31 protein-coding genes, 1 rRNA gene and 1 pseudogene are annotated in these 25,746 nt (G+C 65.4%); 21 read left to right on the top strand and 12 right to left on the bottom strand.

Annotated features, from left to right (window positions below):
- Positions 1 to 118 (top strand): 5S ribosomal RNA (gene rrf, locus Cocul_RS11465).
- 123 nt (positions 119 to 241) lie between these two features.
- Here rrf and Cocul_RS11460 read toward each other — a convergent pair.
- The gene (locus Cocul_RS11460; RefSeq protein ID WP_055123410.1) at positions 242 to 1,186 is read right to left on the bottom strand and encodes a pseudouridine synthase; all 945 of its coding nucleotides are present in this window, start codon (positions 1,184 to 1,186) and stop codon (positions 242 to 244) included.
- Between the two features lie 61 nt (positions 1,187 to 1,247).
- On the opposite strand from Cocul_RS11460, the gene Cocul_RS11455 reads away from it, so the two are divergent.
- The 3 genes from Cocul_RS11455 (at position 1,248) to Cocul_RS11445 (ending at position 3,186) form a co-directional block, all read left to right on the top strand.
- Positions 1,248 to 2,141, top strand: a complete 894-nt coding sequence (locus Cocul_RS11455; RefSeq protein ID WP_055123409.1) for a universal stress protein — start codon at positions 1,248 to 1,250, stop codon at positions 2,139 to 2,141.
- Between the two features lie 16 nt (positions 2,142 to 2,157).
- Positions 2,158 to 2,421, top strand: a complete 264-nt coding sequence (locus Cocul_RS11450; RefSeq protein WP_055123408.1) for a GlsB/YeaQ/YmgE family stress response membrane protein — start codon at positions 2,158 to 2,160, stop codon at positions 2,419 to 2,421.
- A gap of 129 nt (positions 2,422 to 2,550) precedes the next feature.
- On the top strand, positions 2,551 to 3,186 hold the full coding sequence (locus tag Cocul_RS11445) for a TetR/AcrR family transcriptional regulator (protein WP_055123407.1): 636 nt from the start codon (positions 2,551 to 2,553) through the stop codon (positions 3,184 to 3,186).
- An 8-nt stretch (positions 3,187 to 3,194) separates the two neighbouring features.
- Here the strand turns inward: Cocul_RS11445 and yidC are convergent, their stop codons facing one another.
- Positions 3,195 to 4,427: a membrane protein insertase YidC gene (gene yidC, locus Cocul_RS11440; protein ID WP_055123406.1), complete on the bottom strand. Its 1,233-nt coding sequence runs from the start codon at positions 4,425 to 4,427 to the stop codon at positions 3,195 to 3,197.
- 75 nt (positions 4,428 to 4,502) lie between these two features.
- Here yidC and Cocul_RS11435 point away from each other — a divergent pair, with 75 nt between their 5' ends.
- Together Cocul_RS11435 and Cocul_RS11430 are read left to right on the top strand one after the other, a co-directional pair.
- On the top strand, positions 4,503 to 5,714 hold the full coding sequence (locus Cocul_RS11435; protein ID WP_055123405.1) for a sensor histidine kinase: 1,212 nt from the start codon (positions 4,503 to 4,505) through the stop codon (positions 5,712 to 5,714).
- Between the two features lie 49 nt (positions 5,715 to 5,763).
- Positions 5,764 to 6,414: a LuxR C-terminal-related transcriptional regulator gene (locus Cocul_RS11430; protein WP_055123404.1), complete on the top strand. Its 651-nt coding sequence runs from the start codon at positions 5,764 to 5,766 to the stop codon at positions 6,412 to 6,414.
- Positions 6,415 to 6,466: 52 nt separating this feature from the next.
- Here the strand turns inward: Cocul_RS11430 and Cocul_RS11425 are convergent, their stop codons facing one another.
- The gene (locus Cocul_RS11425; RefSeq protein WP_055123403.1) at positions 6,467 to 6,811 is read right to left on the bottom strand and encodes a histone-like nucleoid-structuring protein Lsr2; all 345 of its coding nucleotides are present in this window, start codon (positions 6,809 to 6,811) and stop codon (positions 6,467 to 6,469) included.
- A 163-nt stretch (positions 6,812 to 6,974) separates the two neighbouring features.
- Entirely contained in the window at positions 6,975 to 7,610 is a 636-nt protein-coding gene (locus Cocul_RS11420; protein ID WP_055123402.1) for a DUF6474 family protein, read from the bottom strand.
- 94 nt (positions 7,611 to 7,704) lie between these two features.
- On the opposite strand from Cocul_RS11420, the gene Cocul_RS11415 reads away from it, so the two are divergent.
- Positions 7,705 to 9,216 carry a TM0106 family RecB-like putative nuclease gene (locus Cocul_RS11415; RefSeq protein WP_245622237.1) on the top strand — a complete coding sequence of 504 codons (1,512 nt, stop codon included), beginning with the start codon at positions 7,705 to 7,707 and terminating at the stop codon, positions 9,214 to 9,216.
- Here the strand turns inward: Cocul_RS11415 and Cocul_RS11410 are convergent.
- Positions 9,213 to 10,946, bottom strand: coding sequence for a cupredoxin domain-containing protein (locus tag Cocul_RS11410; RefSeq protein WP_055123400.1), 1,734 nt, complete (start codon positions 10,944 to 10,946; stop codon positions 9,213 to 9,215). The two genes, Cocul_RS11415 and Cocul_RS11410, sit on opposite strands and share 4 nt — an antisense overlap.
- A 60-nt stretch (positions 10,947 to 11,006) precedes the next feature.
- Here Cocul_RS11410 and Cocul_RS11405 point away from each other — a divergent pair, with 60 nt between their 5' ends.
- Positions 11,007 to 11,582 (top strand): LURP-one-related/scramblase family protein, encoded by a 576-nt coding sequence (locus Cocul_RS11405; protein ID WP_069723644.1) that lies wholly within the window; start codon positions 11,007 to 11,009, stop codon positions 11,580 to 11,582.
- A gap of 51 nt (positions 11,583 to 11,633) precedes the next feature.
- Here Cocul_RS11405 and Cocul_RS11400 read toward each other — a convergent pair whose 3' ends face one another.
- Positions 11,634 to 12,236, bottom strand: a complete 603-nt coding sequence (locus tag Cocul_RS11400; RefSeq protein ID WP_055123398.1) for a superoxide dismutase — start codon at positions 12,234 to 12,236, stop codon at positions 11,634 to 11,636.
- Between the two features lie 203 nt (positions 12,237 to 12,439).
- Here Cocul_RS11400 and msrA point away from each other — a divergent pair, with 203 nt between their 5' ends.
- A complete protein-coding gene (msrA, locus tag Cocul_RS11395; protein ID WP_055123397.1) occupies positions 12,440 to 13,093 on the top strand; it encodes a peptide-methionine (S)-S-oxide reductase MsrA in 654 nt (217 codons plus the stop codon).
- 10 nt (positions 13,094 to 13,103) lie between these two features.
- Here msrA and Cocul_RS11390 read toward each other — a convergent pair whose 3' ends face one another.
- Positions 13,104 to 14,849, bottom strand: a complete 1,746-nt coding sequence (locus tag Cocul_RS11390) for an alpha/beta-hydrolase family protein (RefSeq protein WP_055123396.1) — start codon at positions 14,847 to 14,849, stop codon at positions 13,104 to 13,106.
- Between the two features lie 149 nt (positions 14,850 to 14,998).
- Between Cocul_RS11390 and Cocul_RS11385 the strand changes: the two genes are divergently transcribed.
- Positions 14,999 to 15,943: an L-lactate dehydrogenase gene (locus Cocul_RS11385; RefSeq protein ID WP_055123395.1), complete on the top strand. Its 945-nt coding sequence runs from the start codon at positions 14,999 to 15,001 to the stop codon at positions 15,941 to 15,943.
- A 26-nt stretch (positions 15,944 to 15,969) separates the two neighbouring features.
- Positions 15,970 to 16,026: pseudogene (locus tag Cocul_RS13210) on the top strand (hypothetical protein); the annotation flags it as partial.
- A 48-nt stretch (positions 16,027 to 16,074) separates the two neighbouring features.
- On the opposite strand, the gene Cocul_RS13205 reads toward Cocul_RS13210, so the two are convergent.
- The gene (locus tag Cocul_RS13205) at positions 16,075 to 16,236 is read right to left on the bottom strand and encodes a hypothetical protein (RefSeq protein ID WP_245622235.1); all 162 of its coding nucleotides are present in this window, start codon (positions 16,234 to 16,236) and stop codon (positions 16,075 to 16,077) included.
- 119 nt (positions 16,237 to 16,355) lie between these two features.
- Here Cocul_RS13205 and Cocul_RS12660 point away from each other — a divergent pair, with 119 nt between their 5' ends.
- From Cocul_RS12660 to Cocul_RS11350, 7 genes are all read left to right on the top strand, one after another.
- Complete coding sequence (locus Cocul_RS12660) at positions 16,356 to 16,712, top strand: SDR family oxidoreductase (protein ID WP_211257134.1); 357 nt, start codon at positions 16,356 to 16,358, stop codon at positions 16,710 to 16,712.
- A 19-nt stretch (positions 16,713 to 16,731) separates the two neighbouring features.
- Complete coding sequence (locus Cocul_RS11375; RefSeq protein ID WP_055123436.1) at positions 16,732 to 17,439, top strand: glycerophosphodiester phosphodiesterase family protein; 708 nt, start codon at positions 16,732 to 16,734, stop codon at positions 17,437 to 17,439.
- 4 nt (positions 17,440 to 17,443) lie between these two features.
- Complete coding sequence (locus tag Cocul_RS11370; RefSeq protein WP_055123394.1) at positions 17,444 to 18,364, top strand: DUF5926 family protein; 921 nt, start codon at positions 17,444 to 17,446, stop codon at positions 18,362 to 18,364.
- Between the two features lie 25 nt (positions 18,365 to 18,389).
- The gene (locus tag Cocul_RS11365) at positions 18,390 to 18,668 is read left to right on the top strand and encodes a hypothetical protein (protein WP_150114480.1); all 279 of its coding nucleotides are present in this window, start codon (positions 18,390 to 18,392) and stop codon (positions 18,666 to 18,668) included.
- Positions 18,669 to 18,773: 105 nt separating this feature from the next.
- Positions 18,774 to 19,115, top strand: a complete 342-nt coding sequence (locus Cocul_RS11360) for a hypothetical protein (protein ID WP_150114479.1) — start codon at positions 18,774 to 18,776, stop codon at positions 19,113 to 19,115.
- Positions 19,116 to 19,120: 5 nt separating this feature from the next.
- The gene (locus tag Cocul_RS11355) at positions 19,121 to 19,348 is read left to right on the top strand and encodes a hypothetical protein (RefSeq protein WP_055123391.1); all 228 of its coding nucleotides are present in this window, start codon (positions 19,121 to 19,123) and stop codon (positions 19,346 to 19,348) included.
- On the top strand, positions 19,348 to 19,623 hold the full coding sequence (locus Cocul_RS11350; protein WP_055123390.1) for a hypothetical protein: 276 nt from the start codon (positions 19,348 to 19,350) through the stop codon (positions 19,621 to 19,623). Before Cocul_RS11355 ends, Cocul_RS11350 begins: the two co-directional genes overlap by 1 nt.
- 90 nt (positions 19,624 to 19,713) lie before the next feature.
- Here Cocul_RS11350 and Cocul_RS11345 read toward each other — a convergent pair whose 3' ends face one another.
- The 4 genes from Cocul_RS11345 to Cocul_RS11330 form a co-directional block, all read right to left on the bottom strand.
- Positions 19,714 to 20,046: a hypothetical protein gene (locus Cocul_RS11345; protein WP_055123389.1), complete on the bottom strand. Its 333-nt coding sequence runs from the start codon at positions 20,044 to 20,046 to the stop codon at positions 19,714 to 19,716.
- Between the two features lie 322 nt (positions 20,047 to 20,368).
- On the bottom strand, positions 20,369 to 21,772 hold the full coding sequence (locus Cocul_RS11340; protein ID WP_245622233.1) for an LCP family protein: 1,404 nt from the start codon (positions 21,770 to 21,772) through the stop codon (positions 20,369 to 20,371).
- A gap of 15 nt (positions 21,773 to 21,787) precedes the next feature.
- Positions 21,788 to 22,501, bottom strand: a complete 714-nt coding sequence (locus Cocul_RS11335; protein ID WP_055123388.1) for a CPBP family intramembrane glutamic endopeptidase — start codon at positions 22,499 to 22,501, stop codon at positions 21,788 to 21,790.
- Positions 22,479 to 23,714: an amidase gene (locus tag Cocul_RS11330; protein WP_069723643.1), complete on the bottom strand. Its 1,236-nt coding sequence runs from the start codon at positions 23,712 to 23,714 to the stop codon at positions 22,479 to 22,481. Before Cocul_RS11330 ends, Cocul_RS11335 begins: the two co-directional genes overlap by 23 nt.
- 25 nt (positions 23,715 to 23,739) lie before the next feature.
- Between Cocul_RS11330 and pheA the strand changes: the two genes are divergently transcribed.
- The 3 genes from pheA to Cocul_RS11315 are packed head-to-tail and all read left to right on the top strand — an operon-like array spanning position 23,740 to position 25,704.
- Entirely contained in the window at positions 23,740 to 24,603 is an 864-nt protein-coding gene (pheA, locus tag Cocul_RS11325; RefSeq protein ID WP_082422313.1) for a prephenate dehydratase, read from the top strand.
- 40 nt (positions 24,604 to 24,643) lie between these two features.
- A complete protein-coding gene (locus tag Cocul_RS11320; RefSeq protein ID WP_055123386.1) occupies positions 24,644 to 25,315 on the top strand; it encodes a histidine phosphatase family protein in 672 nt (223 codons plus the stop codon).
- An 11-nt stretch (positions 25,316 to 25,326) separates the two neighbouring features.
- The gene (locus Cocul_RS11315; protein ID WP_069723634.1) at positions 25,327 to 25,704 is read left to right on the top strand and encodes a GtrA family protein; all 378 of its coding nucleotides are present in this window, start codon (positions 25,327 to 25,329) and stop codon (positions 25,702 to 25,704) included.
- Positions 25,705 to 25,746: the final 42 nt, after the last annotated feature.

Below are 25,746 nucleotides of genomic sequence, written 5' to 3'. Positions count from 1 at the left end.
TTGGTGGTTGATGGTGGTGGGGAAACGCCCGGTCCCTTTTCGAACCCGGTGAGCTAAGCCCATTTCATGCTGATGGTACTGCATTCGTTGGGGTGTGGGAGAGTAGGTTGCCGCCAACACTAAAAATCTATAATAGATAAGAGATGCAGGTGAGAAAGGCATATTATTGTCTTTCTCACCTGCATCTCTTTTTGTGTGCCCACGTAAATTCGTTCCCTCAGCACCACAGTCCCATATATATCTACACCCAGTATTCGCGTTCCTCCCCGCTGATCGGGTCAGTGAACTCTAGCCCTATCGCGCATAGGCGCAGGGGCCGGTGAAAGTCCTCTTCTTTCCTGCTGACTACCGGATAAAGGGGATCCCCCTCAATCGGTACGCCGGCGGCGCTCATGTGCACGCGTAATTGGTGTGTTTTCCCGGTATGGGGCCGCAGGGTGTAAGCACCCTGCCCGGAGTTACCTATCTGCTGTACGCCCAGAAGGGTGGTGTGGGCGTTGGGCTCGCGCTCGGGCCAGGTGCGCGCCTGGAGTTCCCCGGGGGTTTTGGTGATGTGGGATCGCCATTCCACGCCGGAATCGGTTTCGGCGCAGGCGGCGGCGAGATCGGGGAGGTATGCGGCGATGGCCTCGTATGTTTTTGTTACCTGGCGCGAGGAGAAGAGTTCTTGATAAGCCCCGCGTATCTCGGGTTTTTTGGTTAAGAGCAGTACGCCAGAGGTTAGTCGATCAAGGCGGTGTGCGGGGGTGAGATCGTTGTTCCCGGTATGTCGGCGTAGTCGTACGGTGGCGGTTTCTGTGATGTGTTCCCCGCGCGGCATGGTGGCCAGGAAGGGGGGTTTATCCACCACAAGGATGCGTTCGTCCTCGTGAATGATTCGTATCTCGTGGGGCACGGGTGTTTCCGGCGCGGGGGTGCGGTAGAACCATACGTCGGTGCCGGGACGCAGGGTGTCGTCGGGTGCAAGGGCGCGTCCGTCGCGGAGGCGCACGTCTCCGGCGTGGAAGCGGTTGAGGATGGCGTCGGAGTTATCCTCGGGGTGCCGGTGCCGTTGGGAGCTAATGAGGTGGTTGAGGAACTCTAAGGCGGTAAGGGTGCTGTCCTCGGGGACGCGGGCGCGGGAGGGGTTGAGACCGTCGCGGATGGGCAGCGGCGGGGGTGTGCGTCGGCGTCGAAAAGCAACCATGCGTCTACTGTAGAGGGGTAATATGAGGGGTGTTGAGTCCAGTCTGAGGAAAGGGGAAGCGATGAGCGCCGAAGGAATCATCGTTGTGGCGGTGGATGGCTCGGAGGCGGCCAAGATGGCTGTGCGCTGGGCGGCGAATACCGCGAATAAGCGGGGCGTGCCGCTGCGCCTGGCGTCGAGTTACACCATGCCGCAGTACCTCTATGCGGAGGGTATGGTGCCCCCGCAGGAGCTTTTCGACGACCTCCAGAGCGAGGCGCTGGAGAAGATCGAGGAGGCTCGCGGCATCGCGCACGAGGTGGCCCCGGAGATTAAGATTGGCCACACCATTGCGGAGGGCTCTCCGATTGACATGCTGTTGGAGATGTCCAAGGACGTCACGATGATCGTGATGGGTTCCCGGGGCCTGGGCGGACTATCTGGAATGGTGATGGGTTCGGTCTCGGCGGCTGTGGTATCTCATGCCTCCTGCCCGGTGGTGGTGGTTCGCGCGGATAATCCGGTGAATGAGAACACCAAGTACGGCCCCGTGGTGATCGGCGTGGACGGTTCCGAGGTATCGCAGCGGGCCACGGAGTACGCCTTTGCGGAGGCCGATGCACGTGACGCGGAGTTGGTGGCCGTGCATACCTGGATGGACATGCAGGTGCAGGCCTCCCTGGCGGGCTTGTCTGCGGCGCAGCAGCAGTGGGAGGAGGTGGAGGCGGAGCAGCGCGAGCTGCTGGATTCCCGCCTGGCTCCATTCGTGGAGCAGTATCCGGACGTGGAGGTGTCCAAGGTCATCACCAGGGATCGTCCGGTGCGCGCCCTGGTGGACGCGGCGGAGAACGCTCAGTTGTTGGTAGTTGGCTCGCACGGCCGGGGTGGCTTCAAGGGAATGCTCTTAGGTTCAACTTCTCGGGCTTTGTTGCAGTCCGCTCCGTGTCCTATGATGGTGGTTCGTCCAGAAAAATAAACATAAGGAGTGGCGTATGAGCGGCTTGAGCATGGGTTTGATGGCCTGGATCATCATCGGTGGCCTGGCTGGTTGGGTTGCCTCCAAGATTAAGGGCACCGATGCCCAGCAGGGACTGGTGCTGAACGTGCTGGTGGGTATCGCCGGCGGCCTGTTGGGTGGTTGGATCCTGAACCTCTTTGGCGTGGATGTCGCCGGTGGCGGGCGTGTATTCAGCTTCTTTACCTGCGTGCTGGGCTCGGTGATCCTGCTGACGATCGTCAATAAAATCAAGAGCTAATCCGCCCTGGATAACCCCGGTTCTTGTGGGAGTGACCACAAGGGCCGGGGTTGTTTCGGCTTAAGCGGACAGGTTTGTCTATTATGTGGGGGTACGTGTTCTGCGGTGGCGAGGGAAGGACAAAAATCAGTGGCCAGTACCAAGGGGCGGAAGTCCGCGGCCGGAACGTCGCGCAGGCGCAGCCGCCCGAGTCCGCGGGAACGCCTGCTGACTTCCGCCACGAACCTCTTTACCACCGAGGGGGTTCGGGTCATTGGCATTGATCGTATCCTGCGCGAGGCGGACGTCGCTAAGGCCTCCCTGTACTCCCTCTTTGGTTCCAAGGACGCCCTGGTGGTGGCCTATATAGAGCGTCTCGACGCCGCCTGGCGCGAGGCCTGGGCCGAGCGCACCAAGGACATGCAGGACGCGGACGCGAAGATCCTGGCCTTCTTCGATCAGTACATCGAGCAGATGCCAGAGGAGAATTACCGGGGATCGCACTTTCTCAACGCCGTGTGCGAGTACCCCAGGCCGGAGACGGAGGCCGAGCACGATATTATCCGCGCGGTGATGGAGCACCGCCAGTGGTGTAAGAATACGCTCACGCAGTTGCTCACCCTCCGCAACGGCTACCCCAGCGAGACCCAGGCGGGGCACCTGCTGATCTTCCTCGACGGCGGGGTGGCGGGCTCGCGCATGTCCCGCAGCGTGGAACCCCTGGAATCGGCGCGCACGCTGGCCCGCCAGATGCTCGCGGAGCCCCCGGCCGATTACTCCATTTAGACCTTCGCCTATTCTTCCCTGCGGTGCCGCCCGCCGCTGCCCCGACGCTCCTCGGGCACCTCGATCCTCATGCGGCCCGCCCACTCCCGGTCGAGGGAGTGCTTGCCCAAGGCGGGAGGCGCTGCCGGTGCGGCTGGGGCCCCGGCCGATTGCCCTTTCTTGGCGGCCTTGGCCTCGGCGATGATGCCGCGCCGCGTCTGTTTCTTAGCCCGGGCGATGTCCTTGCGGTGTTTCTTTTCTGCCGTGCGCTGCACCTTGCGCAGCCGAGACTTCGTGGCGGCGAGTTGGCGATCCTCCTTGGAGCTGAGTCCCTTGAGGCGCAGCGCCCGGATTTCGCGGCGCTGCTCGCGCTCGCGCTGGCGAATCCCCTGGTGCTCCTCGCGCTGGCGCTGAAAGTACGCGCGATGATCCTTCTCCAGCGGCAGGCGGCGGCGCAGGATCAGGTGAATGAGGGCGTTTTGGAGGAGCGTCCAGAGATTATTGCCAAACCAATACACGATGATGGCCACGGGCAGCGGGCCGAAGAGCCCGGCGGAGACCAGCATGAAGGGAACCACGATGGCGATGAGCAGCGTGATCTTGTAGATATTGAGTGCAAAGCCCGAGGCGTAGTCCAGGGACTGCCGGGTGCGGTGCAACGAGAGCGCCGTGTTGAGGACGGTAAACACCACGGCCAGCACGAGGAAGGGGGCGATCATTCCGGTGACCTCGGCGCGGGTGGTGCCCAGGTCGGCCAGCTGCTCGGGGCTCATGGCGCGGTAGGCGGGCAGCGGCACCCCCAGGAACGTGGTGTTGAGGAAGGAATCGACGTCGTGAGCGCTGAGGAACCCAACGCGATGGTGCGTGCCCTCGATGCCCTCGGCGGGGCGCGCGATCCACAACAAGAGGCGATATAGGCCCAGGAAGGCTGATAGCTGGACGAGCGGTGGAATGCAACCCGCGGCGGGCTTGTACTGAAAGCGCTTGCGCAATCTGCTGATGAGCGCCATCTCCTCCAGCATTCCGCGCCGGTCGGTACGCTCGGCGTAGGCGCGGCGCACGGCGTCGAGATGCGGGCGCATGAGCACGGAGATGCGCGCGGCGCGGTACTGCATCCAGGCGAAGGGGGCGATGAGGGTGCGCACCGTGATGATGAGACCCACGAGGCTCAGTAGCCACGCATGGTGTTCCAGGAGGGAATGGAAGAACAGGTGCCACATCTTCATAATCCCCGAGATAGGGAGGACAAAGAGGTTCAGCACGGTGGATTCCGCCTTTCCAGTTCGTGGTGTGTGACGAGGTGCTGGGAAACTGCTGCTAAGCGTACCGTGTGGGGTATGACCACTGTGGAACGCCCGGAGCGGCCGGGGGAAAATAGCCTGACCAACGGCATTCACGTGCTCACCTCGGTACTTCTCATCGTCACGGTCAGCGCCTCGGTGCAGCTGGAGCTGAAGTTCGCGGTCATCAACGTGATTATCTGTGCCCTTTTTGCCTTCCTTTATTTCTTCGGTTCGGATCTCTGGGAGGGGTGGCCACCGGTGGCGCAAATGACGTGGCTGCTGGGGCTTACCGGGCTGTGGATTCTGATGATGCCGCTTGCAGACGTGGGCGTATATCTGCTGCTTTCCTTATTCTTCTTATATCTGCGCGTTTTGGACGATTATCGCGGAGTAGTGGCCGTGGTGATCGCCACGGTGGTCGCCATCGGGGCGCAGATACCCAACGGCTTGACCGTGGGGGCGATCATGGGGCCGGCGGTCTCCGCCCTGGTGGTGGTGGCCATTTATTACGCCTTCCGTACCCTGTGGCAGGTGAGCACGGAGCGGCAGGAACTCATCGACCAGCTCATGGCCACCCGCACGCAGCTAGCGGCCTCGGAACACGCGGCGGGGATCGCCGCCGAGCGTCAGCGCATCGCCCACGAGATCCACGACACCGTGGCCCAAGGGCTCTCCAGCATCCAGATGCTGCTGCACGCCGCGGAGCGCGACCTTCGGGACACGGGCCTGAGCGCGGAAGCGGCCGCGCCGGTGCTCACCAGGATCGACCAGGCGCGCCGCACCGCCTCCGATAACCTCGCGGAGGCGCGGGCGATGATCGCGGCGCTCCAACCGGCGGGCCTCTCCTCGGCCTCCCTGGAAACGGCGCTGCGCCGCGTGGCCACCAGCTTTGCGGCCAGCGTGGACATGGACATTGAGGTGGACATCGAGGGCGAGGTGCGCGCCCTGCCGATGAAAACGGAGGCCGTGCTGCTGCGCGTGGCGCAGGGGGCGGTGGGCAATGTGGTCAAACACGCGCAGGCCCGCCGCGCGCGGATCACCGTGAGCTACGCACCCGAGGAGGTACGCCTGGACGTGGTGGATAACGGTCAGGGCTTTGATCCCGAGGCCGTGGCCCAGCGCCCCGCGGGCCTAGGGCACGTGGGCCTTGACGCTATGCGACGCCGCGCCGAAGAAGTAGGCGGCACCCTCGGCGTGGAATCCGCGCCGGGGCGAGGAACGGCGCTGTCAGTGGCTATTCCAGTGCAAAAGGACGTATTAGACTAAGGCGTTAAGGCGAAGGCACGCCCCCGCGCGGAAGGAAAAGGAAAATTAGATGGGCCGTTCAACGATTAGGGTTCTTTTGGCCGATGATCATCAGATCGTGCGGATGGGGCTACGAGCCATCCTCGATGGGGCGGAGGACATCGAGGTGATCGGGGAGGTGGCCACGGCAGACGCCGCCATTTCCGCCGCCTACGCCGGGGGCATTGACGTGATCCTCATGGATCTGCGCTTTGGCGCCGGGGTGGAAGGCACCAAGGTGACCACCGGGGCGGAGGCCACGCGCGCCATCAAACAGGCAATGGCGCGCCCGCCGAGGGTATTAGTGGTGACCAATTACGATACAGACGCCGATATTCTTGGCGCGATTGAGGCCGGTGCCGTGGGCTATTTGCTCAAGGACGCCCCCCCGGCGGAATTGTTGGCGGCGGTGCGCTCGGCGGCGGAGGGAGACTCCGCGCTTTCCCCGATGGTGGCCGATCGCCTGATGACGCGCGTGCGAACCCCGCGTACTTCTTTGACCCCCAGGGAATTGGAGGTATTGGGATTGGTGGCCGATGGCTGTTCTAACCGAGAAATAGGCCAGCAACTCATGCTTTCCGAGGCCACGGTGAAATCCCACCTGGTGCACATTTACGACAAGTTAGGTGTGCGTTCCCGTACCTCGGCGGTGGCTTCCGCGCGAGAGCAAGGGGTGATTTAGGCCGAAAAAAGCGGTGCCCGGCACGAGGGGCACCGCTTTTTTCGGCTAAAAATTAGCGGCTCTGGTGAGCCTGGTTATAGGCCTCGATCACCTCGGAGGGGATCTTGCCGCGCAGGGCGATGTCCTTGCCCTGGTCAAGGGCCCACTGGCGGATCTCACGGGCCTTGCTGTTGCGCGCCGCGCCGCTGTTGCGGCGGCCGCTGACGGGGGCGGCGTGCTTGCGGGCCACCGCCAGGTAGGGGCGGAACATCTCGCGGAACTTCTCCGCATTCTCGGCAGAAAGATCAATGATGTAGTCCGTGCCGTCAAGGGCGAAGCGAACCACATTCACCTCATTCACGTCCAAAGGGGTACCGCTCAGATCATCAAAATACTGGGTGACTTCCTTGCGAGCCATGGATAACCTCTCCGTTGATTGGCCGGAGCGAGTACTTCCCTCCGGCCTATTTTCTCTTGGTGGCTCCTACTGTACATCGTATTGTGTGTATGTACATAGTTGTGAGGGGCCAAACGGAAAAATATTAGTTATCCACCCAGAAACATATCGCTAAACGCAATCATTAGCGCTGTTTGAGGCGGCCCTGAATCTCGTTGGTCACCTGATCGATGTCCCTAGCGATACTGGTGTGCGCACGGCGGCGTTGTTCCTCCGTCATGTACTCCGCGTTGTCTAGAGAGGCGGAAAGCTCTTCCAGGCGATCCTCCACATCGCGGACAAAACCGGAGGGCAACCCGGAATCCTTCAGCGACTCCTTAATCCCATGAATACGGGCTTTCAGTGGCGCGCCATAGCCGGAGAATTGCGCCATTTGATCCGAGGTGACGCCCATCCGCCGGGCCTGGGCGGAATTCGTCTGTTCCCGCAGTGCGGTCAGGCCACGGTACGCCAGCGGGAGGAGAATGGGCGTGAGCAGGCGCGCGGCCCCTGTCCAGCGCTTCACGTTATCCGCGTTAAACTTGCCCGCCTGAATCTGCGCCAGCTTATTCTCCGCCATCTTGCGCTCGTGCTTGCGCTTGGCCTGCAATCCCTTCTGCTCGGCCTTCAGCAGCCCCTTTTCCTGCTTGGCCAGGAGCTTCGCCTGGCGCTGGCGGGCCTTGGCCTGGGCCTTCACCTCGGCCTTGGCGCGGGTCTTGGCGGCCTTGATCTGGGCCTTGGAACGGGCGCGGCGCTTGCTCAAGTTTTTGAGGAGTCCCATTGTTCTGCGATCCTTCACGGTCGTTTGGTGGTGATCTTCAGTATCTTCGTCGCCTCAACCTTACCCGCGCCCATGTCTTATGCTCTTATGCATTGTGGAAAAACCGTCACGGATTGCCCCGATAAGGGCGCAGGAACTCCAGGGGTGCCGCTATAAACAGGTGCAGCGCCGCCGATTCCCCGGCACCCCACCCACGGAAGCCTCGCGGCACCGGGCGCGTCGTAAGCACACCGCCGTGGAAGCGGTGACGGCCCTCCTTCCCACTGGTCCCGCCATAGGGGACCCCCGGGTGCGCCGCTTCACCCGCATCCGCATCGACCCCACTCAGCCGGACGCGGACCTCGATACCCTAGAAGCGCTCGCGCAGGGGGCCACGCTGATCGAGGGGGCGGTGCTAGAGGGAACGCACGCAGGCATCGCCTGGCGGGCCGAGGTGGAGATCCTGGCCCTGCTTCCCGAGGGCACGTACCTGCCCGTGGCGGTGAGCAACCATCGCGTCGCGCGCCCCCACCCAGGTGCGCGCGCCCCGGTGATCTCCACCCGGCGGCTGGGGCTTAGCCAGCCGCACCCGGAGGAATACACGCTGAAGTATCACTCCTCCGATAGTTTCCGGCTGGCCCTGGCCGCCCGCGCGCTCCAGGAATACGGGCTTGGCGGCGGCCTTGGCGCGCTCATCGGCCAGGATCGCCACCGGGTGTTTCTCACCCCCACCGCCCCCTTCCAGCACGCCGTGGACAACGCCCTGGAGGCCCCCACGCCTCCGGCCCCGCGCCGGCTCAAGGAATGCGCCTCCTGCCGGTTCTGGCGGCACTGCGAACCCATGCTGCGCGCCGCAGACGACCTCAGCCTCTTCCTCCCCGGAGATCGCGCACAACGCTTCCGGGACCGGGGGATAGAGACGGTCACCGCGCTGGCCCGCGCTGACCTCGGAGAGCCCTCCGCCCTGGCGGGCGCGTGGCAGCGCGGCGTTCCCGTGCTGCGCCGCCCCTCGGTGACACCCCCGCCGCGCGCGGAGGTGGAAATAGACATCGACGTGGAGGCATACCTTGACCAGGGGGCCTACCTCTGGGGGACCTTTGACGGGCGGGAATACCGCCCCTTTGTCACCTGGGAGCCCCTGGGCGGGGAGGCGGAGGCCCGGAACTTTGCGGACTTCTGGTGTTGTCTCATGGAAAGACGCGCCCAGGCGCACGCCCAGGGGCAGACGCTGAGGGTATATTGCTACGTCCGCCACGGGGAAAACCACTGGCTGCGCTCCTCGGCACGCAGGCTCAAGGGCGGGCCCACGGAGGCGGAGGTGCGCGACTTCATCCGCAGCGAGGAATGGGTGGATGTGTTTGACTCCGTGACCGCCTCCCTGGCCGGGCCCTGTGGGTTGGGGCTGAAAACGGTGGCCCCGCAGGCGGGATTCTCCTGGCGCGATCGGGGCTTTGACGGAGAGGAATCCGTGAATGCCTACCGCGTGGCGGTGAGCCTCGACGAGGGCGATGCAGAAGCAGCCCGCCGCCTGCTCCTGCGGTACAACGAGGACGATTGCCTTGCCACCGCCGCCGTGCGCGATTGGCTGACCCGGGGCGCGCCGGGGGCGGAGGATCTGGCCGTTTAGGGGGCCGCCGGGGCCTCGGGGGCAACGATCACATCAAAGGTCATGCCCTTGGCGTGATGGCCCGCTATGGTGCACCAGCCGGGAACATCGGCGGTGATGACCCCGGCATCAATCTCCGTGGTCTTTCCTGGGGTGAGCCGCCCCGAGCGCGCCCCGTTGGTGAGCTTGAGATCGTGCGCCTGGGAATCGCCGTTGAGCAGCTCAATGATGAGGCGATTCCCCGAGGGCACGGTGACGCTGGCGGGTTCAAAAACCATATCTCCCGCGGTGACCTTCACCCTGGTGACATTCTTTTCTGCCGTGGTTGATGCCGTGTCTGAGACCGATGCCGGGGGCGGGGTCGCGCCACCCGGGCCGTCCAGCCCGCCACATAGGGCTACCAGCAGCGCTAGGAGGGAGACCCCCAGGGCCACCTGGCCCGAGGAGCCGCGAGCGTCGGGGATCTCTGGACGAGGGGCGTCGGTGTTGTCCGCAGTAGCGGCGGTGCAGCCCGTTTGCGCTCGCACCGCGCGCACCATGAGCGGTAGGAAAGCCACCAGCCCTAAGAACGCGAGCGCAGAGGCCCCCACGCGCAGCCAGGAATACTCGGCCACCAGCCACAGAATGAGCCCGCCGTTGGTGAGCGTGAGGCGCACCATGCCGCCGCGATAGGTCTCGCGCAACCCCCAGGCGGAACGCACGCGCATGGTGATGGGCAGGAGATAACTCATCATGCCGATGAGCAACTGCCCACCAAATCCCACCAGGAGCGCGGTGGTGGGCAGCGCCGCCTGGGAACCGTGGCGGAAAACCTGGGCGGCAAACCACAGCAGGCAGCCCAGTAGCCATAGCACCGCCGCGGTGACGGAGAGGGACCCATACGTGGCCTTGCGCAGCCCCGCGCGGGCGACCAGGGGTGCCCACGCCACGCAGGAGAGAAGCCACCCCAGGGCGTAGACCACCAGCGCCCCTCCGGTGAGCCACGGTTTCCCCACGAGCGCCCCGGCGACGGCCGCGATGAGGCCGCCGAGGTGCAGCAGCAGGCTGCCCCAGGGCCACGCCCGCGACCACGAGGATGGGGTGGGGCGGCTGCGCCAGATCGCGGGGAAGAACACCGTGAGGGAGGCGGCGGCCGCCAGGCCGAGGAAGCCAAGAACGTTGAGGATCAGGTGAGCCTGAAGCAGGCGGTCGTGGAGATCGGCGGCCGCCGAGGAGTCCGGGCTGTCCTTCGCCCCGGCGGCCAGCAGCGCGCCGATCACCGCCCCGGCGGTGAGGGACAGCGCCGAAGCCACGTAGCCGAGCACCGAGGGCAGAAGGCGGTACACCCGATCGGGCTGCGTGCGGAGAGCCCGGCGCAGTTGGGCACTGAGCGCGCAGGCGTGCCACAGCAGGGCGAGCGCCACCACCGCGGCCCCCGCGTGGGTGAGCGGAAGGACACCCGCTATCTGCCCGGCGAGGACGCCCACGATGCCGAGGTTCAGCAGCCATACCTTGCGCAGTTGCCAGGGGCGGGCGGAATCGGGGAGGCGTTGGTGCAGGAACTTCTCCGTGAAGGATTGAGACCACACCACGATGGAATTGGTCACGGCACCCAGGGTGAAGGTATGAATAAGAACCCAGCGGTACTCCGGGATAGCGGAATGGCTCAACCCCACGAGCACGATGATGACCAACCAGATGGTGACGGGTCTGCTAGCCCGGCGATGCCAGCTGCGATGATTCTTCCCCGGAGATTCCTGTGCCACGGTCATAATTCTCATGCTAGGGCGTAGTGCCAGCGGAGAGGTGGGAGATGCGGCATGATCGGGGTTATGGCTGAAACTCCCGACGTCCCCTCCCTCCTGCACTATGACCACCTCATCATGCAGCAGGTGACCAACTGGGCGAGCAATGACTTTGACATTCTGGATACCGAGGGCGAGGCCGTGGGCCGGGTCATCACCTCCGGCTCCCTTATGAGCCGCATGATGATGGGCTCGCGGGAACTCCTCATTGCCGAGGTAGACGAGACTCCGGTGCTTCACCTGAGCGACACCGTTAACTTTTTCCGAGACACGATGAACCTCGCCTATCCCGACGGCACCCCGCTGGCGCACCTGCGGCAGCGGTGGAGCTTCTTCCGTTCGCGTGCGGACATGCACCTGGCCGACGGGCGCATGGTGGAACTGCACGGGAGCGTGTGGGATTACAACTACCAGTTTGTGGTAGACGCGCAGGAGATAGGCCGGGTGAACCGCGAATGGGGCGGCCTGGGCCGGGTGTTCATGGGGCACTCGCGCTACCACCTGGAGTTTGCTCCCGGATTAACGGAGGAATTACACGCTACGGTGCTCGGTGGCGTGGTGGCGTTGGATCTCCTGCGGAAAAAGCAGCAGCAGTCCAGTTAGGGGAATAAAAAACGCCGCCCCCGAAAAGGCGGGAGCGGCGTGGGGGAAGAGTTACTTCTGTGCGGCGGCGAAGCGCTCGGCCACGTCCTCCCAGTTAAAGACGTTCCACACGGCCTTGACGTAATCCGGCTTCACGTTCTTGTACTGGAGGTAGAAGGCGTGCTCCCACATGTCCAGCATGAGCAGCGGGGTAAGGTTGGCGGAAACGTTGCCCTGCTGGTCGGTGAGCTGCTCGACCACGAGGCGGCCCGCGATGTGGTCATAACCCAGCACGGCCCAGCCGGAGCCGTGCAGGCCCAGGGCAGCGGAGGAGAAGTGATCCTTGAACTTCTCAAAGGAACCGAAGTCCCGGTTGATGGCCTCGGCCAGGTCACCGGTGGGCTCGCCGCCGCCGTTGGGGGAAAGGTTCTTCCAGAAGATGGAGTGGTTGGTGTGCCCGCCCAGGTTGAAGGCCAGGTTCTTGGAGAGGGCGCGGATCTGATCCGGGTTGGTGCCCTCCTCGCGGGCCTTTTCGAGGGCCTCCAGGGCGGCGTTAGCGCCGGCCACGTAGGTGGCGTGGTGCTTGGAGTGGTGCAGCTCCATGATCTCGGCGGAGATGTGGGGCTCCAGGGCTTCGTAGGCGTAATTAAGCTCGGGAAGTTCGTAGACAGCCATGAGAGGTAGGTCCTTTCGTCTAAGTGCAGTCGCGCGATGGATCACAGTGAACCACCGTGTGCCACCCCATGATAGGAACTTTCTTCCAGGTTGCAAGGTTGTCCGTCGTCTTAATTCGTCTTAAGAGGCGGCGGAATAACCAGCCGGGAGTGATGGTTGCGCTACAAAAGAAGCACGGTGAGTCGAAGAAAAGAGGTAACCCCGTGGGTTGGCTTTTTAGCAATACGCCCGGACTACTCGCCCCCGGCGAGACCCTGCCCGGCCGAACCACCCCGATCCTGGCCGAGCCGAAGCCCCACGCCGTGCTGGGCACGCCCCTGACCGGCCCGTGGCGGGAGGGGCAGCGCAGCGTCCTGGTGGGAATCGGCTGCTACTGGGGAGTGGAAAAGATGTACTGGCAGATGGAAGGCGTGGAATCTACCTCGGTGGGTTTCGCCGGGGGAGTGACCCCCAACCCCACCTACCGGGAGGTATGCACGGGGCGCACCAACCACACCGAGGTGGCGCAGGTGGTCTTTGACCCACAGGTCATCTCCCTGGAGCGGATCATCACGGCGGCCCTGGAGGCTCATGACCCCACCCAGGGGTACCGGCAGGGCAACGACGTGGGCACGCAGTATCGCTCCGCCTTTTATGCCGAGAACGAGGAGGATGCCGCCGCGATCCGTTCCCTGGTGCGGGGCTACGGGGAGAAGCTGGCTCGCGCTGGGTTTGGGCCTGTGACCACGGAGGTGTCCACGCTGGCGGACACGCCCGCAGGGGCCTATTACCTGGCCGAGGAGGAGCACCAGCAATACCTGCACAAGGTGCCCGGTGGGTATTGCCCGCATCACGGCACCGGCATTGCCTGCGGTTAAGCTTGATGGGCTAAACTCGCCGTTTTCCGTTGAGCCGCGTCCACCGCACGCAGCGGTGCAGCAGCTCCGGGCTGGCCTCCACCCCAAGCACCCCGGCCCAGTAGGCCGCAAACTCGGAATGGTAATTATGCCCGTGGTTGCCGGGGGCCTTGGTGCAGGTCAGCATGTCAATCCCCACCTGCCAGCCGGTAATGAGCGGAACCCACCTCATGCGGTGGGGGACGTCGCTATGCTGCGCGGGCGGGGCGGGAACGCCTCGCGATCCCGGCTCGCGCAGCCAGTCGGGGCGTCGATACAACAGCGATGGCTCCCACCACACGATCGGATCGGAGGCGTGCTGGGCGATGACCATTCGCGGAAATTCCCAGGACTGCGCGTAGGGGCGCCCGGCGTGGTCGCGGTCGAGGTGCTGTGGGTGGGCGCAGACGCGCAGGTGGCGGCCGCCGTCAAGCAGCGGGAGGCGCTCGGGAGAATCGGGCTGACGCCGCGCGCGAACCCAAGAAAGCAGCGGGGTGCTGCGCGGTGGGCCGGAGAACACCGCGCCGTCGGTAAGCGCGAGGAGCTCACTGAGGCGCGGAAACACCCCCGCCATGCCGTAGGCCCCCAGGGATTCCCCGCTGAGGAATATGTGCGGTGGGTGGGGGTGCTGCATGGCTCGGGAGCGCACCGCGTGTACGAGAAGCCGGGCGGCGTCGAGAGCGGTGTGGCGATCCTGGTAATAGCTGACCGCGCTGGGCAGGTAGGTGTATTGCACGGCCACGGTGGCGCAGCGGCCCCGGGTGAGGAACTCCACCGAGTCCAGGGAGTAATCCGGGAGCCACCCCGTGCCGGAGGGGTGGGTGATCACGATGACCTCGCGATCAAACGCCCCGGTGCGCTCCAACTCCGCCACCGCCGCCCGGGCGGCCTGCGCGAGGCTGCGGCCGGGAATCAGCCCGATGAACACGCGGATCGGTTCCTGGGCTTCGGCGCAACCGGTGACCTCCTCGATGTCGGCGCGGCGCGGGCCGCTAGAGACGTTGATGCGCCCCTGCGCTCCGAGGTGATCCCAGCGCTCCAAGGACTGCGGCGAGCCGGAGCGCTGCTGCTCCTGCGGCCTGCGGGCGAAGGAGGGGGTGGCGCGGTTGAGGGCCTCGGCGCGCCGGGAAAGGCGATGGATAAGCCGATGGAAGAACACGCGGTTCCACAGGAACGTCCAACCCAGCGCCACGGCGGTGAGGGCCGCGACGTAACTCAGGCGCGGGGGCAGGGCCGTGCGCAGCAGCGCGGCGGCACCACGGGTGCCGTGTTGGGTGAGCTCCGCGCACAGCAGAACCAGCCCGTAGCCTGCGGTTCCCGCGGCGATCCCCGCGGCCGTGGGTGGGAGCCTGCGGGCAGACTCCCCGAGCAGGGCCGCCTGCTGACGCCCCCGGCGCAGGCTCAGGGCCACGCTCCCGGCGGTGATGAGGGCGAGGACGGAGTGGGCTGTTGGCGGAATCGTGCCGGCTGAGCTGCCGGGGCGGCGCGGGGTGCGTCGTGCTACCCAGGAGAGCGCCGTCCCGCAGAGGTGTCCGACGCTCTGCGCGAAGGTGAGGTTCGCGGCCGTGGCCCACCAGGGGTGGCGCAGCAGCGAGGGGCTGAGCGCCCACCACGTAGCGATCTCCGCGCCCAGCAGGCCTGCGGGAGCCGTGCGCGCGCGTCGCCCCCGCCGCATGCGCACGACGGGGGTGAGATCGGCCACCAGGGTGCCCAGGCGCGCCAGGACTCTCGACGTCATGGTTCCTGATCGTCGCACGTCGAGGCAGGGTTCGCAGGGCGTGCGGCCCGGCGTGGTGTTATTCGCGGCACACCGAGTCTCGGTGGAGGCAAAAACCGGGCAGAAACCCAATCAAACGGGCATAATGGGTGGCGGAAGGGAGCAGATCAATGAAGCACACCATTGGTAACAAGGTAGTTCTCATCGGGGCCGGGGATGTGGGCGTGGCCTATGCCTACGCGCTGGTGAACCAGGGGATCATCGACCACCTGGCGATCATCGACATCGATGAAAAGAAGCTCGAAGGTAACGTAATGGATCTCAACCACGGCGTGGTCTGGGCGGGCTCGCGCACCCGCGTGACCAAGGGCAGCTACGCCGACTGCGAGGACGCCGCCCTGGTGGTGCTGTGTGCCGGGGCCGCCCAAAAGCCCGGTGAGACGCGCCTGCAACTGGTGGACAAGAACGTGGCCATCACCAAATCCATCGTGGAGGAGGTCATGGCCCACGGGTTCGACGGCCTCTTCCTGGTGGCCTCCAATCCGGTGGACATCCTCACCTACGCCACCTGGAAGTTCTCCGGCCTGCCCACCCAGCGCGTGATCGGGTCTGGCACCGTGCTGGATTCCGCGCGCTTCCGCTACATGCTGGGCGAACTCTACGAGACGGCCCCCAGCTCCGTCCACGCCTACATCATCGGGGAACACGGGGACACCGAGCTTCCGGTGCTCTCCTCCGCCACCATCGCCGGGGTATCCATGCGCAGAATGCTGGAAAAAGACCCCGAACTGGAGGGCCGCCTGGAAAGAATCTTCGAGCAGACCCGCGACGCCGCCTACCACATCATCGACGCCAAGGGCTCCACCTCCTACGGCATCGGCATGGGGCTGGCCAGGATCACCCGCGCCATCGTGCACAACCAGGACGTGGCCCTGCCCGTCTCCGCCTACCTGGAGGGGGAGTACGGGGAAGAAGACATCTACATTGGCACCCCGGCGGTGATTAACCGGGCGGGTATTCGGCGCGTGGTGGAACTAGAACTCTCCGAGCACGAGCGAAAGCGCTTTGCCCACTCTGCCGCGACGCTGCGGGAGATTCAGGGACAGTTCTTCTGAGGGATTCAGGGCAGGAGAGAAAAGCAATGAAGGTAGCGGTTCTGGGCGGAACGGGGTTCATTGGATCGAAGCTCGTGGAAAAACTGAAAGAAAACGGCCACGAGGCCGAGGCTCATTCCCGATCCACCGGCCTAAACCTCCTCACCGGAGCGGGATTGGGGGAAGCGCTGCGCGGGACGCAGGCTGCCGTGGTGAGCATCAACGCCCCGCAGTTGGACGCGAGCGCCGTGGATTTCTTCCGCACCACCATGCGCAATACGGTCGATGCGGCGCAGCGGGCCGGGGTGGGGCACGTTGTTCTCCTTTCCATCGTGGGCATAGATCAGGTTCCCGATGTGGGCTATTACCGGGCCAAGGTGGAAGAGGAAAACGTTCCCGGGTTCCCTTCACCATCGTCCGCGCCACTCAGTTCATGGAGTTCATCCCGGGGATCATGGAGTGGACCACCCAGGGCGATACCGTCAGGCTGCCCGCCACCCCCATGCAGCCGATAGCCGCCGCCGAGGTAGTGGATTTCCTCGCGCGGGTCACCGTGGGGGAGCCGCGTGGTGGCACGGTCAACGTGGCCGGGCCGGAGGTATTTACTCTCGACGAACTCGCCCGCCTCATTCTGAACCATCGCCGGGACGGTCGCACGGTGGTTACCGACCACACCGCCGGCCTGTTCGCGGCGGTTCCGGGCAGGGCCATTGTTGCTCCCAAACACGCCCACCTTTCTTCCGTGCGCTACGCCGACTGGATGGCAACCTCACCCAGCGAACCCCGGTGAAGCGGCGTAACCTGTGGGCGTGAAAATCATCGCGCACCGCGGTTATTCCTCCCGCTACCCGGAGTCCACGGCGATCGCCTACGAAAAATCCTTTGACCTCCCCATTCACGGGGTGGAATGCGATATTCGCCTGACCAAGGACGGCGAGGTGGTGTGCATTCACGATCCCATCCTGGATCGAGTATCCACCGGCAGCGGCCGCGTATCCGTGCACACCCTGGCGCAATTGCAGCGCCTCGACTTCGGCTCGGAGGAACACCCCCAGCGGGTGCTCACCCTGGATCACCTGCTGGAGATGTCCAAGCCGCACCCTCACCACCTCTACATAGAGACCAAGCACCCCCTGCGCTACGGGCGCATGCTGGAGGAACAACTGGTGCGCAGGCTGACCTACCACGGAATGCTCGATGACCCGCGCGTCCACGTGATTAGCTTCGCGGGGGCGTCGATAAGCAGAATGCATGCCCTGGCCCCGCAGATCGACAGGATCTACCTGCGCCGCTCCTGGCACCGCCTGCTGCACCCCTGCGACCCCACGGTGGGTGCCCCCACCGGGCTGGGAATGTCCATCGAGCGGGCGCGCCAGCACCCCGGACTGATCCACGCGCGCTCCCTGCCCACCTACCTGTGGACGGTGGACGAGCCGAAGGACATGGCGTGGGCGCGCGACCGCGGGGTAGACATGCTAGCCACCAATAAACCGGAACTGGCCTTGACGTATCTTTGAGGGCATGGCCAAGAAGAACAAGAAGAACGATGACCTTCCCGAGGGCATGAGCCGCCGCCAGGCCAAGCTCGCCAAGCGCGCGGCGGAACGCGCCGCCCTGGAAAAAGACCCCCGCCCCTACGCCGGATTCGCCTCCGAGGCGGACCTCGTGGCGCTCCAGGAGTTTGTGCCCTCCGCCACCGCCCCGCTATCGGTCAAGGGAGCAACCCGCCCCGTGCGCCTGGTGACGGTTCTGCCCGGCGCGGCGGCCGCGCTGGTGCGCGAGGAGAAACACGGCGGCGAGGCCCTGGTGGCCCTGCAAGTGCAGGCGCGTTCCCACAATCCGGGGCGCGACCTCGCCTATGCGCTCGCCTGGGCGGCGCAGGCCGGGCCGGGCGAAACCCTGATGTCCACCGCCGCCGACGGCACCCAGCCCGCCCTGAGCGACCTGATCGATCCCGGCACGGCCCTGGACATCGAGGTTCACCAGGACTTTTCTTGGTGGATTCCCGAAAGCATGGCGGGCGACGCCACCACCGTGCGAGCCCTCCAGGCGGCGAACGACGCCATCGTGCCCTCCCACCGCGTGCCCGCCGACGTCCCCGGTGCCGTCTGGTGGGTCTACCCCGGTGGGGATAAGGCACACATCCGCTGGGTGCGCACGGAGGATAACGAGGATCGCCTGCTGGCGGCCCTGGCACGCATCGCCGCGCGAGGGGAGCTGAACATGGGGGAGGGCTCCCGCTTTGCCGGGACGTTCCGCACCCACGGCCTCGTGGTGCCGGTGTTTGACCTCGATCCCGCCCGCGAATACGGCACCTATGGGGAGGATTTGGCCGAGCTGAACAAAGCCATCGAGGCCGAGGTGTCCAGCGAGGAACCGCTCAATGCCGAAGAGCGCAAGCAATTGCAGAACATCAAGTCCCGCCAGGTGACGATCCGCTAACGGGTTTTCTATAACTAAGGCGACGGTGAGAGCGGTGCGCTGGAACAAGGAGACGGCGCGGGACGGCAGCATCATCCTGAGTTGTCTCTGCGGAATCGCGCTCGGGGGCACCGTGGCGGGGGCGGTGAATAACGTCTACGTTGCGCACCGATTTGCGGAGAATTTGGATGGCGAGGGTGGAGTAGAGGTGGCCGCCAAGGTGGAACGCGCCTGGGAGTTTATCCAGATGGCGGGGTATAGCGCCGTGGGTGTGGTGGTGTTTGCCGTGCTGGCGGTGGTGCTGAGCCGGGGGCTGCGGATGTGACTCGATGGGTGGGGCGCGCGCCGGGGTTGTGGAATAACCGGGTTATCCACAGGGGAAGTGCCTCATGGGGTGTGGTGGTGGCGCGGGTGGGGAACAGTGGCGAGCATGAGCGTTGCGCTGTGGTTATGTCGGGTGGATTGGGACGTGGTGATCCGTCTCTTGCAGGTACTCGTTGCCGGGGTGGGTCTGGCGATTGCGCAGAAGGGGTTGAGGTACACGGTGCGAACCCTGGCGCAGAAAACCGAGAGCGATAACCGCGCCGAGTGGTGGAAGCGATACACCTGGGCGATGGAAAAGGTATATGATGATCGAGAAAAGGTGAGAGCCACGGGGTGGGAGTTGATGGTTTTTCTCAGTCAGAGTCCGCTGGCCACGCACACCGAGGTGGAAATCATCGATTTTCTGATTATGCGGCGTCCCGATCGCACGGAATCGGAGGAAGGATAAAACCGATGTCTGAATCGTATTTTTGGGAAGGCGAGACCCCGTTTGTAGCGGCATCCAGGGCGCGTGCGGCCATCACGGTTCGACACCGCCTGGGAAAGTTTCTGCCGCGCTGGTATTACGAGATAGCCGGGCAGCCCGTGCCGCCAGAAGTGGTAGAGGCGGAGGAGAAAGGTATCCCCGTGGAGGAGATAGACGCTGTACCTCCGCCGCCAAAGCTCATAGACTGGATCTAGTGATAGGCGTATTGGCAAATCTGGAGATGAACGGCAGCAACCCCCTGCTGCCTATGACGTACGACCTGGTGTGGATCGGGTTGCTACTGATCTGGTCCATAGTCACCGTCGCGCTCATAGTGGACATCATCAGGCTGCCCGCCACCGTGACCGAGACCGCAGCCTTGATTCTGCTGGTGCTGCTGGCTCCGGTGGTGGGGTGTGCGATCTATCTTGTGCTGCGGCCCAGGATCACGGTGCGGAGGAAAATGCAGGGGAACCCCGCGCGCGGGTAGCAATGTCTCCGTCAAGCCGCGAGGCCACATCCCTTACCACGACGGACTCTTTGCTGCCCTGGAGGCCGTGGCCCGCTGGGGCGGGTGGGATCAGGGTGCGAAGAATTGCCCCTGGAGGCTCCCCGTGAGTTCCGGCCCATCCGGGTACTCCCCGGCGAGGATGATGAGGCCGGGGTATTCCATGCCTAGGAAGTTCTTCCGTGGCTGAGGGAGAATGAGAGCGGAGCGCCGTCCCTGAGCGTGGGTCAGCCGCCAGTCATTGGCTTCGATGACGGAGGTGGCTCCTTTTAGGGAAAAAGATTCCCGCTGGTAGTGCTTCTCCCCATCGAAGAGTTCTTCTGTCCAGAAGAATACGTAGTAGGTGGGGTTGATGTCCTCCGGTGGGTAGACGTTGTGGCGGATGATAATTTTTTCTATATTCATTAGAGATGGACGCATCCTTCCAGTTGTATTATTTCTTGCATGTAAAGTTACGTTCCTTTATTTCCAGCTTCTGAATTATTTGTGGGGATCATCGAGATTTGTTTACGGAGGTAGTACCCCGTGAATAAACCTCGATGTGTTATAAACTACCCCCAGTTCCCCGTTATGGTTGCCCCACGCCACCCGCTCCCAGCGCCTCCCTCTACCTGGAGGCTCTCAACTTCGCCCCTGCTGGGCTGGGTGCTTTCCCTGTTGTGGCTGCGCCCCGCCTCTGCGGAGGGAACAAAGGAGGTGGCCGGAACTGAACCGGAGAGCCTCGCTCCTACCGCATGGAAGCCCACAGCTCCTCGGCGGCGGCCTCGTCCCAGAGCACTACGTTTCCCACGTCGTAGTCGGCAAAACCCGCATAAGGCACCGTGATCGTCTCCACCCCGGAGCGCATGGCCAGGGCCACCCGCGCGAGGTGCCATACGTGATCGGAGGAGCCGACGGTAAAGGATGAGGCGGTGTCGGAAATGAGGGGGATCATGCGGAAGGGATTGAGGAGGGTGCCCGCGCTGGTGGTCTGATTGAGCAGCCCGGAGAAGAATTCGCGCTGGCGCTGCACACGATCCAGGTCTCCGCCCGCGGTGGCGCGGGTGCGCACGTATCCCAGGGCGGTGGGGCCATCGACCTTTTGGCAGCCCGCCTGGATTGAGAGTTGCGCGAGGGGATCGTCGATGGGTTCCTCCGGGCACACCTCTACGCCGCCCACGGAGTCCACCACGTTAGCCAGCCCACCCATGCCGATCTCCGCGTAGTGATTAATGCGCAGCCCAGTGGCCTGCTCCACCGTTTCCGTGAGGAGCTGCGGCCCGCCGTAGGTAAAGGCGGCGTTGAGTTTATCCATGCCGTAACCGGGCACCGCCACGTAGGAGTCGCGGGGGAGGGAGACCAGCGTGGCCTTGCCGCCGCGCGGAATGTGCAGCAGCATGACGGTATCGGTGCGGCCCACGCCGATGTCCCCGCCGGTGCCCAGGCGGGCCACGTCCTCCTCGGAGAGCCCCTGGCGGGAATCGGAGCCCACGAGCAGCCAATTAGTGCCGGAGGTCTTGTCCACCTGCTGTGCGGGCAGGGCGTCCACGCGGGTGAGTTTGGTATCCGCCCAGAGCGTGATGACGATGCTGAGCACCAGGAGGATCGCCAGTGGCCAGCCCACGCACCCCAGGCAGCCGAAGGAGGGGCGGGCGATCCGGGGGCGTTTTTCCCCCGAGCCTCGCTTCTCACGCACCGCCGCCTGCGGCACACGCGGGGTGCGCGCCTGCTGTGCTTGCTGTGTCGGTCGGGGTGGACGGGAGGGGCGCCGCGTGTTTTCGGCGCGGCTTGTCTCGGCCGGCGGCACGTACTGTCGGGTGTATCGGGGATTTTCCCCACGGGATTCCCGTTGTGGCGGAGCCTGTCGGGTGGGGGGAATCTGGCCCTGGGAAGCACCCCGGGAGGTGCGCGGGGTGCGCCGGGGTGGGCGTTGCTCGGCCCCGGCGGGCGGCATGTATTGGCGTGGTTGCTCCCGGGGAGATCGGTCCCGCTGCTGCCGTCGGGAGGCGGAGGAGGATCGCCGCCGCACGGGGCGGCCGTAGCGGTCGGTCAGCGGAGTGCCGTCGGCACGCAGCACGTACTCGTCGCGCGGATCGTGCCGCTGCTGGGCTCCGCGATTCCGGCGATGTTCCTCATAGCCCCTGGAATCCATGCGCTCTACCCTAGATCACAGAAGGTCCCCGCCAAGGGCCGCGTAGCCGAGGAAGGCCACGGCGTCAATGAGGAAATGCGCCACCACCAGGGGCCATACGCGGCCGGTGCGGCGGAAAAACCAGCAGAAGATCAGCCCCATGATGATGTTGCCCAGCCCGGCGCTGATCCCTTGGTACAGGTGATAGGAGCCGCGCAGCAGCGAGGAGGCCGCCGCCACGGCCCACCATGACCACCCCAGTTGGCGCAGCCGCGTGCATAGCCACAGCACCACCACGATCTCCTCCCCGAAGGCGTTGGCCGCCGCGCTCACCAGCAGCATGAGAGAGGCAATCACCCCGCTCGAGGGCGCGGCCACGACCTCCTTGCTCAACCCCAGGTGCAGGGCGCCTAGGTAGAAGAGGAGGCCGGGGATACCGATGAGGGCGGCCAGGCCTACGCCCCAGGGGAGATCGTTGCGCCGTGGGGTGAGGCTAAGCGGAACCCGGTCTCGGGCCAGCAGAAAAAGCGCCAGCCCACCCCAGGCAAAGAGCGTGGTGGCGGAGCATAGTTGCAGGCCAACGTTGAGCCAGACGTGCGTGGATTGGGCGGCGTTGAGCGCCACCGACTGCTCGGCCAGAGGCACGTCGGAGAAGAGGGCGTCGATAAGCCGCAGCGCGGCCCGCACCCCGGCGGTGCCAAAGGTCAGGGCCAGGACCAGCGGAATCTCATAGCGCAGGCGCGACGTCATCGCTGACCTCCCGCGCCAGCCCCAGCAGAACCTCCGGTGGTACGGTCATCGCCCCCAGGTGCACGGAGGCTCCCGCCCCGCCGCAGGGCACGCTGACGGCCGCCTGGCCGCTCATGTTGAACCAGGAAGCCCAGGGGGTCCAGCGGGTCTGCGCCCAAAAGTCCTCCTCCGGGGGGAGATCGGAAAAATACCCGATGGGCGGGGGATCGTGCGCGAGGGTGGGGCTTAGCACCACGTCCGACGCCGCGAGGGCGGGCATGGCGGCCTGCACCCTCTGGGCTCGGGCGAGGTCCTCGGGGCCAATCAGCAGGCCTTGGGCGTGTAAGTGCCGCACCATCGCCCCGCTGGGCTCTGCCGGGGCGATGGTGGCTGCCCGCGCGCTAAAGATCGTGCGGAAGGCGGCGAAAACCTCGCGTGCCTGGGGCGGGGGAGAAACGGGAATGACGCGGTGGCCGGCGTCGGCAAGCAGGCGTGCGGCGCGCTCGGCGGCGGCACCCCAGCGTTCGGAGACTGCACAGTCCGCAAAGAGAGGGTCAGCGAGCAGGCCCACCGTCAGGCGCGACATCTCCGTGGGCAGGGTCAGCTCGTGCAGCAGGGCGCTCGCCTCCACGCTGCGGGTGATAAAGCCCTGGGTGGAGAGCGCCCCACCCGTGGGATCGTGCGGGGGCTTGTACCCCACCACCGCGCAGGCGGCGGCGGGAATCCTGATCGAGCCGCCGCCGTCAGAGGCGTGGGCGGCGGACACCAGGCCGCGCGCCACCGCCACCGCTGCCCCACCCGAGGAACCGCCGGGAGTGCGGCCCGGCCACCGGGGATTATCCACGGCGGGTAGCCCCGTGGGCTCGGTGTACGCCGTCAGGCCCAGCTCCGAGGCGGCCGTCTTGCCGGGAATCACCGCGCCGCGTTCTAAGAGGCGGCGCACAAAGGGCTCCGTGCGGGTGGCCAGGCGCGTGCGGGCGCGGGAACCAAAGGTGGTGGGCATGCCCGCGACGTCATACAGATCCTTCACCGGGATCACCATGCCGTGCAGCGGCCGGGAGCACAGGCAGGGGGTGCGTTCCAGGGCCTCCGCGCGCACCACGGCGCGCTGAATGCTCAGGTGGCTAAAGCCATGCTCGGTGGGTCCCAGGCCGGCGATGGCCCGCGCGAAGTCCGCCACCGCCTGCACGGGGGAGGGCGGGGTAGTACCGCCGGGAGGCGCAGCATAAGGCATGGGCACCAGGATAGGCTGGAACACCATGACGATCACCGTGGCATACCTGGGCCCCGAGGGAACCTTTACGGAGGCGGCGCTGTGGCAATTCGTGGAGGAGGGCGGCTTCGACGCTGAGGTCACCGCCCTGCCGGTGGACAGCCCCGCGCACGCCGTGGAAACGGTGGCCGCCGGCCGCGCCGACTACGCCTGCCTGGCCATAGAAAACTCCGTGGACGGGCCCGTCACCCAAACTTTCGACGCCCTGCGCAGCGCCGGCGTGCAGATCTACCGGGAGACGGACCTCCAGATCGCCTTTAGCCTCATGGTGTACCCCGGCACGACCCCCTCCGAGGTACGCACACTGGCCACGCACCCCGTGGCCCACCAGCAGGTTCGCGGTTGGCTGGCCCGGCACCTGCCGGAGGCCCAGTTCATCCCCGCTACCTCCAACGCCGCCGCCGCCCGCTCCGTGGCCGAGGGCAAGGCCCAGGCCGCCATCGCCCCGCACCGCGCCGCAGCGATCTGGAACCTGGACGTCGTGGCGGAGAATATCGCGGACGTGACCGAGGCCCGCACCCGCTTCGTGCTGGTGGGCCCGCGCGGCGTACCCACCCCGCGCACCGGGAACGACCGCACCTCCGTGGTATTCACCCTGCCCAACCAGCCCGGCACCCTCGCCGCCGCCCTGGGCGAGTTCGCGCGCCGGGGCGTGGACATGAGCCGCATCGAATCCCGCCCCACCCGCGACAGGTTGGGCGCCTACCACTTCTACGTAGACCTGGTGGGGCATATCGACGACACCCCCGTGGCCGAGGCCCTGCGCGACCTCTGGCTGCGCGCCGAAACCCTCACCTTCCTGGGCTCCTGGCCCGCCGGTGCTGCTGCGAGGAGGCCGCCGCCCCCGTGATGGATTGGGTGACCGCCGCCCGCACCGGAAAGGAACTGCCATGACTACCTCAAACCTGATCCTGCTGCGCCACGGGCGCACCTACAGCAACGCCTCCCGACTCCTCGATACCCGCCCGCCAGGCGCGGAACTCACCGAGATCGGCCGCACCCAGGCCGGGGAGATTGGACGGGAACTAGCCCAACGGCCGGGACGTATCCGCGAGATCATCACCTCCGTTGCCCTGCGCGCCCAACAAACCGCCATGCGGGTGGCCGCCGCCTACGAACAATCCCGGGGGCTTCCCCAGGGTGGGGTGCCGGTGACCGTGCGCGCCGGGCTGCACGAGGTCTCCGTGGGGGAGATGGAAATGCGCGGCGATGAGGCCGCGCACCACGCCTACCAGCAGGCCTTCCACGGGTGGCTGCGCGGCGACGAAACCGCCCGCATACCCGGAGGCGAGGGCTACCACGACGTGCTCAGGCGGTTTAAACCCGTGCTGAACGAGATCGCGGAATCCCTGCACGCCGCACCCGAGGCGGGCGACGTGGTGGTGGTCAGCCACGGCGGGGCCATCCGCACCGTGAGCACCCACGCCGCGGGCGTGAACCCGGAGGCGGCCTTTGCCGCTTACCTGGCCAATTGCCGGTACGTAGAACTCAACCCGGTGGGACAGGACGGCGTGCGCGATTTTGGGCACTGGGATGTAGTGAGGTGGGATACCCTGCGGTGATACGGCGGCTTATGCGCAGCGCGAGCCTATGGCGCTTCCTCTTAGTAGGGGTATTCAGCGCCCTGTGTGATTATGGCTCACGCGCTGCGCTGCTGTGGTTAGGCATGGGATTTGCGCCCTCGCGGGCGGGGAGTTTCATCGTGGGCAGCACGGTGGCCTACCTGCTCAATAGCGTGGTGACCTTTAGCGGCAAGAGAAACCCGGCCGAGGTACTGCGCGCCGGGGTGGCCTACGGGGCGAGTTTTGGCACGGCGGTGGCGGTAGACGCGCTGTGCCGATCCTATGTGTACAGCGGATCCTGGGCGATCACGGCGGCGTGGGTGACCTCCCAGGCGTGCGCCACGACGTTGAATTATCTGCTGCAATCAAGGTGGGTGTTTCGGGGGTAGGTGCTTTTGATGGGCGCAAGGGGAACGGAAGGAAGCACGTGG

The sequence above is a fragment of the Corynebacterium oculi genome, from assembly GCF_001412105.1.
GTDB lineage: Bacteria > Actinomycetota > Actinomycetes > Mycobacteriales > Mycobacteriaceae > Corynebacterium > Corynebacterium oculi.
This window is presented reverse-complemented; position numbering and strand designations above follow the sequence as displayed.

Coding starts and splice junctions, on each gene's coding strand:
- Cocul_RS11460 (WP_055123410.1), bottom strand. CDS start 1,186: ATGGTTGCTTTTCGACGCCGACGCACACCCCCGCCGCTGCCCATCCGC.
- pheA (WP_082422313.1), top strand. CDS start 23,740: ATGACGATCACCGTGGCATACCTGGGCCCCGAGGGAACCTTTACGGAG.
- Cocul_RS11425 (WP_055123403.1), bottom strand. CDS start 6,811: ATGGCTCGCAAGGAAGTCACCCAGTATTTTGATGATCTGAGCGGTACC.
- Cocul_RS11390 (WP_055123396.1), bottom strand. CDS start 14,849: ATGACGTCGAGAGTCCTGGCGCGCCTGGGCACCCTGGTGGCCGATCTC.
- Cocul_RS11315 (WP_069723634.1), top strand. CDS start 25,327: ATGCGCAGCGCGAGCCTATGGCGCTTCCTCTTAGTAGGGGTATTCAGC.
- Cocul_RS11420 (WP_055123402.1), bottom strand. CDS start 7,610: ATGGGACTCCTCAAAAACTTGAGCAAGCGCCGCGCCCGTTCCAAGGCC.
- Cocul_RS11345 (WP_055123389.1), bottom strand. CDS start 20,046: ATGAATATAGAAAAAATTATCATCCGCCACAACGTCTACCCACCGGAG.
- Cocul_RS11385 (WP_055123395.1), top strand. CDS start 14,999: ATGAAGCACACCATTGGTAACAAGGTAGTTCTCATCGGGGCCGGGGAT.
- Cocul_RS11330 (WP_069723643.1), bottom strand. CDS start 23,714: ATGCCTTATGCTGCGCCTCCCGGCGGTACTACCCCGCCCTCCCCCGTG.
- Cocul_RS11340 (WP_245622233.1), bottom strand. CDS start 21,772: ATGGATTCCAGGGGCTATGAGGAACATCGCCGGAATCGCGGAGCCCAG.
- Cocul_RS11435 (WP_055123405.1), top strand. CDS start 4,503: ATGACCACTGTGGAACGCCCGGAGCGGCCGGGGGAAAATAGCCTGACC.
- Cocul_RS11370 (WP_055123394.1), top strand. CDS start 17,444: ATGGCCAAGAAGAACAAGAAGAACGATGACCTTCCCGAGGGCATGAGC.
- Cocul_RS11450 (WP_055123408.1), top strand. CDS start 2,158: ATGAGCGGCTTGAGCATGGGTTTGATGGCCTGGATCATCATCGGTGGC.
- Cocul_RS11430 (WP_055123404.1), top strand. CDS start 5,764: ATGGGCCGTTCAACGATTAGGGTTCTTTTGGCCGATGATCATCAGATC.
- Cocul_RS11320 (WP_055123386.1), top strand. CDS start 24,644: ATGACTACCTCAAACCTGATCCTGCTGCGCCACGGGCGCACCTACAGC.
- Cocul_RS11360 (WP_150114479.1), top strand. CDS start 18,774: ATGAGCGTTGCGCTGTGGTTATGTCGGGTGGATTGGGACGTGGTGATC.
- Cocul_RS11405 (WP_069723644.1), top strand. CDS start 11,007: ATGGCTGAAACTCCCGACGTCCCCTCCCTCCTGCACTATGACCACCTC.
- Cocul_RS11335 (WP_055123388.1), bottom strand. CDS start 22,501: ATGACGTCGCGCCTGCGCTATGAGATTCCGCTGGTCCTGGCCCTGACC.
- Cocul_RS11400 (WP_055123398.1), bottom strand. CDS start 12,236: ATGGCTGTCTACGAACTTCCCGAGCTTAATTACGCCTACGAAGCCCTG.
- Cocul_RS11410 (WP_055123400.1), bottom strand. CDS start 10,946: ATGACCGTGGCACAGGAATCTCCGGGGAAGAATCATCGCAGCTGGCAT.
- Cocul_RS12660 (WP_211257134.1), top strand. CDS start 16,356: ATGGAGTTCATCCCGGGGATCATGGAGTGGACCACCCAGGGCGATACC.
- Cocul_RS11355 (WP_055123391.1), top strand. CDS start 19,121: ATGTCTGAATCGTATTTTTGGGAAGGCGAGACCCCGTTTGTAGCGGCA.
- Cocul_RS11455 (WP_055123409.1), top strand. CDS start 1,248: ATGAGCGCCGAAGGAATCATCGTTGTGGCGGTGGATGGCTCGGAGGCG.